Origin of the sequence: Winogradskyella ouciana (assembly GCF_009709615.1) — a bacterium.
Lineage (GTDB): Bacteria > Bacteroidota > Bacteroidia > Flavobacteriales > Flavobacteriaceae > Winogradskyella > Winogradskyella ouciana.
Genome location: NZ_WJYA01000213.1, coordinates 1 through 254, shown reverse-complemented (window position 1 = coordinate 254; position 254 = coordinate 1). Strand labels below are relative to the sequence as shown.

General features: G+C 63.0%; 1 pseudogene. It reads left to right on the top strand.

Going from position 1 to position 254, the window contains the following annotated elements:
- Positions 1 to 254: pseudogene (locus F1003_RS19020) on the top strand (type I glyceraldehyde-3-phosphate dehydrogenase); the annotation flags it as partial.

Genomic DNA, 254 nt, shown 5'->3' with positions numbered 1-254 from the left:
GGCATCTTCACCAAGAAGGCCGACGCCGAGAAGCACATCCAGGCCGGCGCCAAGAAGGTCCTGATCTCCGCGCCCGCCAAGGACGAGGACATCACGGTCGTGATCGGCGTCAACCAGGACAAGTACGACGCGGCCAACCACCACGTCATCTCCAACGCCTCCTGCACCACCAACTGCGTGGCGCCGATGGCCAAGGTTCTCGACGAGAACTTCGGCATCGTCAAGGGCCTGATGACGACCGTCCACGCGTACAC